5 protein-coding genes and 3 tRNA genes are annotated in these 4,663 nt (G+C 61.7%); 1 reads left to right on the forward strand and 7 read right to left on the reverse strand.

Annotated features, from left to right (window positions below):
* The 4 genes from tig to ACHFGA_RS01860 form a co-directional block, all read right to left on the reverse strand.
* Positions 1-1,082 (reverse strand): trigger factor (gene tig, locus ACHFGA_RS01845; RefSeq protein ID WP_394280760.1); only part of this gene is annotated, 1,082 nt, incomplete at its 3' end.
* Between the two features lie 69 nt (positions 1,083-1,151).
* Positions 1,152-1,225: transfer RNA gene (locus ACHFGA_RS01850), tRNA-Pro, on the reverse strand.
* A gap of 160 nt (positions 1,226-1,385) precedes the next feature.
* Positions 1,386-1,459, reverse strand: a tRNA-Pro gene (locus ACHFGA_RS01855).
* A 111-nt stretch (positions 1,460-1,570) separates the two neighbouring features.
* Positions 1,571-1,645 (reverse strand) — tRNA-Gly (locus tag ACHFGA_RS01860).
* Positions 1,646-1,802: 157 nt separating this feature from the next.
* Here ACHFGA_RS01860 and ACHFGA_RS01865 point away from each other — a divergent pair.
* Positions 1,803-2,582 (forward strand): DUF1542 domain-containing protein, encoded by a 780-nt coding sequence (locus tag ACHFGA_RS01865; RefSeq protein WP_394280761.1) that lies wholly within the window; start codon positions 1,803-1,805, stop codon positions 2,580-2,582.
* 3 nt (positions 2,583-2,585) lie between these two features.
* Here ACHFGA_RS01865 and ACHFGA_RS01870 read toward each other — a convergent pair whose 3' ends face one another.
* The 3 genes from ACHFGA_RS01870 to ACHFGA_RS01880 form a co-directional block, all read right to left on the reverse strand.
* Positions 2,586-3,377 carry a glycosyltransferase family 2 protein gene (locus tag ACHFGA_RS01870; RefSeq protein ID WP_394280762.1) on the reverse strand — a complete coding sequence of 264 codons (792 nt, stop codon included), beginning with the start codon at positions 3,375-3,377 and terminating at the stop codon, positions 2,586-2,588.
* Positions 3,362-4,330 (reverse strand): glycosyltransferase, encoded by a 969-nt coding sequence (locus ACHFGA_RS01875; RefSeq protein ID WP_394280763.1) that lies wholly within the window; start codon positions 4,328-4,330, stop codon positions 3,362-3,364. Before ACHFGA_RS01875 ends, ACHFGA_RS01870 begins: the two co-directional genes overlap by 16 nt.
* Positions 4,327-4,663, reverse strand: a 337-nt coding sequence (locus tag ACHFGA_RS01880) for a glycosyltransferase (protein WP_394280764.1), incomplete at its 5' end; no start/stop codon positions are given. The genes ACHFGA_RS01875 and ACHFGA_RS01880, both read right to left, overlap by 4 nt.

The raw sequence follows: 4,663 nt of genomic DNA on the forward strand, positions 1-4,663 counted from the left end.
GCGACAGCGTCGAGGAACAGCTGGGTGCGCACGGACTCTTCAGCCTGCTCGCGGGACTGCTTGTCGAACTCTTCGCGGGTGGTGCCCTGTGCCTCTAGCAGCTGTGCCAAGGCGTTCTCGTCGTGCGCCATCTGGCCCAGCAGCTGGTGCAGCTGGTTGTGTACCTGCTCTTCGACGACGGATTCTGGAAGCGCGAACTCGGACTCAGCAAGTGCTGCCTTCAGGACCTCGTCGCGGATGTCTGCTGCCTGCTGTGCCTTCTTGGACTCTTCCAGCTGGCTCTTGGTGCTTTCGCGCAGTTCCTCTGCGGTGTCGAACTCGGAGGCCATCTGCGCGAACTCGTCATCAAACTCAGGCAGCTTGCGCTCCTTGGTCTGCTGAACGTGCACCTTGACGGTAGCTTCCTTACCCTTGTGCTCGCCGAACTGCATTTCAGCGGTGAACTCGTTGTCCTCGCCGGTCTTCATGCCGCGCAGTGCGGTGTCGAGGCCCTTGATCAGGTCGTCGTCACCGATCTGGTAGCTCAGGCCCTCGGCGGTTGCCTCTTCGACCTTCTCGCCGTCGACCTCTGCCTCGATGTCGATGATGGCGAAGTCGCCAGTCTTCATCTTGCGCTTGGTGTCCTTGAGCTCACCGAAGCGCTCGCGCAGCCTGTCGATCTCTTCGTCCAGTGCCTCGTCGTCCACCTTGATGGCAGGGACCTCGACGGAGATCTTGGAGAAGTCTGGAACCGTGATCTCTGGGCGAACGTCGACCTCGGCGGTGAATTCAACGAACTCGTTGTCTTCGATCTTTGTGATCTCGATCTGTGGCTGGTTAATGGCCTTGATGTCGTTATCAACGCAGGCCTTCTCGTAGCGGGTTGGCAGCATGTCGTTGACAACCTGCTCCAGGATCGGGCCACGGCCGAAGCGCGCGTCGATCAGCTGGCGTGGTGCCTTGCCCTTACGGAAGCCGGGAATGGTGACCTGCTGAGCGATCGACGCGTAAGCCTGATCGACTTCCGGTCCGAGTTCCTCGAAGGGAACGTTGACGGTCAGCTTGACACGAGTGTCGCTGAGCTTATCGACGGTAGTCTGCACGAGTAACTCTCCTGGATTCGTTGTAAATGGATAGTAAGATTTTAGGGCCGTGTTCTTTCACGGCCTTCGTCGGGGCGACAGGATTTGAACCTGCGACCCCCTGCTCCCAAAGCAGGTGCGCTACCAAACTGCGCCACGCCCCGTACGGATTCTTTTGTTGAAACGTACTTGGCCGAGTCTACCCAACCCCCTTTTTCGGGCTCGCACTTGGGGTCATCCAAGCTTGCACAGCGTTACACGGCGCTGAACTAAGAAAGAAAAAGAAAGGGCCTGCCGATCGTCGGCAAGCCCTTTCTTAACACGTCGGGGCGACAGGATTTGAACCTGCGACCCCCTGCTCCCAAAGCAGGTGCGCTACCAAACTGCGCCACGCCCCGTGTCCTTGAAGTACATTACACAAGGTTTGCGCAACCACCAATTCGCCAGCTCAGAGGGCTAAACCGAACAAAAGGAAACGGCCCAGCCTGGTTTCAAGCTGGGCCGTACGTTGGAGGGAATGACGGGAATCGAACCCGCGTCTTCAGCTTGGAAGGCTGAGGTATTAGCCACTATACGACATTCCCACTGCACCACTGCTGCAATAATGCTAGCTCTGTTGCACCGATCAGCTTAACCCACCTCCCCGGTTTCAGACAAAACGGGAACAATATCGGTGGCTCGGCCGTTGGAGAAAGTAGTTAGATAACCTGCCCCCGACACAAGTATTCAAGGTAGACAACTATGGAACTCCTCCTTCTCATCGCCATCGCTGGTGGCGTTATCTGGTACATCAGTTCACGCAACGATAAGAAGAGGCAGCAGGAACTTGAAGCCGCCCAGTTCGAGGACGCGGTTGCTGATGCGCGCCGCTGGGTCGACCGCCTCGGTTCCCAGGTACTCAACATTTCCGGAGAGGATGCAGCCTCCACCCAGGCCATGGCGGATGCCTCCGAACGCTACAACGCAGCGGCCTCTGCACTTTCGACGGCATCGACCGCGAAGCAGGCACAGCTGGCGCGTGAGTCCGCCCTGGAAGGCATGCACTATGTCAATGCGGCACGCGAGATCATGGGCATGACGCCCGGCCCGCAGTTGCCTGAGCTGGAGGGCCAGCGCTTGGCGGGCAAGGTGACGGAGCGCCGCACCATCCGCCAGGAAGACGGCACCACTTTGACCGCTTCCCCGGTTGCTACCGACGAAACCCCGAACTACTACCCCGGTGGCAACGTGGCCGGCCGCCCGGTCCCAGCTGGCTGGTACTCGGCAGCATGGTGGGCACCTGCGATGATGAGCGGCATGTGGACGGCTTCGTCGATGATGATGTTCTCCGCAATGTTTGCCGGCATGGCAGGCACCCCGTCGGCGGAGCAGTTCGCAGCTGGCGACATGGGCGGCGATATGGGCGACGCCGGTGACATGGGCGGCGACATGGGCGATGCCGGGGATATGGGTGGTGACTTCGGCGGAGGCGACTTTGGCGGAGACTTCGGTGGCTTCGATTTCGGCGGGTTCGACTTCTAGCCCCTAGCCCTCCCCCTTAATTGTCCAGCGGCCGTCCTCGAACATAACGAGGCCGGCCGCTTCAAATTTGTCCAACCAGCCACCCATGGGCCACCACCCCCAGATGTCATGGAAACGGGTGGCATTGGCCACGATGTCATACAGGTGTTCCACCGGCGGATCCGACACCGGGTGCCACTGGTGATACGCATGCGCGCCGCCCACCCACAGCAGGTCAATACCTGCCTGCTTGAGGTGCTGGCCGAAGTCCGTATCTTCCCCGCCGTAGCCCTCATAGCCTTCGTCGAAACCGCCGAATGTCGCCCGGATCTTCTCCCACGTTCCCGCGGTCACGGCAAAAGAAAGCGACCAGAACAGTTCATAGCGCTGCGCCTTCAGAATCTCCCCAGGCTGCGGGCTAGGCCGCGCCGGGTGCGGCTGTGGGTTGTTCGTACGGATCTCCCCTTCTGGCAAGTAGGTCACAGGACCTGCCAGCACTGTCTCCGGATGCTGGAGCGCGGTCTCCGCATAGCTGACCAGGAGGCGATCGTCGGGCAGGCAGTCAGCGTCAAGGAAGACGATCACATCCGCACCACGTCGCACCGCCTCATCGCCACCCCGGTTGCGCGCGGTAGCAAGGTTCGCGGCCCCAGCATCGATGATCTCACTGCCAGGCAATGCACTACGGAGCAGTTCGGCATCACCGAGCGCGACAACAATATGCTCAACACCTGCAGGGATCAGGTCAGCTTGGCGCCGGACGTGATCGAGTCTGGCGGCATTGGCAAGCGTGACGACGATTACTTCCGCGCGCATCGCTGCGCCACCTCCTCGATCACTCGCGCTGCCCGGCGCGCCGCGCCCTCGCACTGCCACTTCTCCCACCGGGTCGGCTGTTGTTGGGCACGTTGGATGAGGGCGGGCCAGTTTTCGGGGGCGGGGAACGTGTCGACGACCACCGCCAGCCCTTCTTCGTCCAGTACCTGCGCGGTGGCATGTTGTTCGTCGAAGGGGCGGTGTTGCGGGATGATGATCGCCGGGGTGTTGGTGACGGCCAGGTCCGCGATGGAGTTTTGCCCAGCTGCGGCCACCACTACCCCAGCTGTTTGCAGGTGCGCGGTGGGGTCTTCAACAAAGTTGGTGGCCCCAAGGAACTCGAAAGAATAGTCGGGGCAGGCGCGTTGCACAGCCTCCCAGCTTGCTGCGTCCCAGTTGTTGCCGCCGGCGCCGGAGAGCACCACGACGCGGTGCGGGTCGCGGTCGATCCCGGCTTCGGGCCACAGCCTGGAGATGCCGCCGACTGGGTGCAGTGCGTCGGCATGGGGTGCAAGGTGTGGTGGTGTTGTCACCCAGTCCGGCCATGCCGCCAGGATCGCTTCGGCCTGCGCGTAGCCAAGTTGGTGTGGGGTGTCCTGGCGTGCCCCTGGCATGGCCAACGTGACCACGGGAACGCCCATGAGGCGAACGAATACTGCTACCTCCACGGATACGTCGACATAAAACGCCTCGGGGCGGTGGGTGTTGACCCAGTCGGCGATGGTGGCCATCCGCTCACGCATTCCTGCGTGGTGGTAGGGGGCGTAGTGCAACGTTTCACCAGCGCTAACTTCGGGGTACTCGTGATCGTTCGCGCCGGCATCGTCTGCAAGCGTGATATCTGCGCCAGACCTGCTCGAGAGGATCTGTGAGGGCTGGGACAGGGCTTCTTGGATGCTGCGGCACCGGCGAAGGTGCCCGCTTCCTTGGTGGTGGGCGTAGAGGCCGATCATTGAACTTTCACCTCGTGGTAGAGCTGGACATAACGGGTGGCGGTGGCGTGCAGCGAGTAATTGGCACGAACCCATGCGGCAACGTGGCGTCTGTCGATGCGCGCGGCGATGCGGATCGCACCGGCAAGTGCTTCCACGTTGCCCGATGGGGCGAGGGAGACGGGCGCGTCGCGGAGTAATTCGCCCATGCCGCCGCGGTCGAAGGCCGCCACCGGGGTCCCGCAGGCCATGGCCTCAAAAGCGACAAGTCCAAAGGGTTCGTCCCACTGCGGGGTGACCACGCACACGCTGCACGATGCCACCAGGCGATGCAGACGGAAGTGGTCGAGCTCG

This window comes from Corynebacterium sp., from assembly GCF_043426755.1.
Classification (GTDB): Bacteria; Actinomycetota; Actinomycetes; order Mycobacteriales; family Mycobacteriaceae; genus Corynebacterium.

Bases quoted from the DNA above. Each gene is read 5' to 3' on its own strand.
- ACHFGA_RS01875 (WP_394280763.1), bottom strand. From the start codon at position 4,330: ATGATCGGCCTCTACGCCCACCACCAAGGAAGCGGGCACCTTCGCCGG.
- ACHFGA_RS01870 (WP_394280762.1), bottom strand. From the start codon at position 3,377: ATGCGCGCGGAAGTAATCGTCGTCACGCTTGCCAATGCCGCCAGACTC.
- ACHFGA_RS01865 (WP_394280761.1), top strand. From the start codon at position 1,803: ATGGAACTCCTCCTTCTCATCGCCATCGCTGGTGGCGTTATCTGGTAC.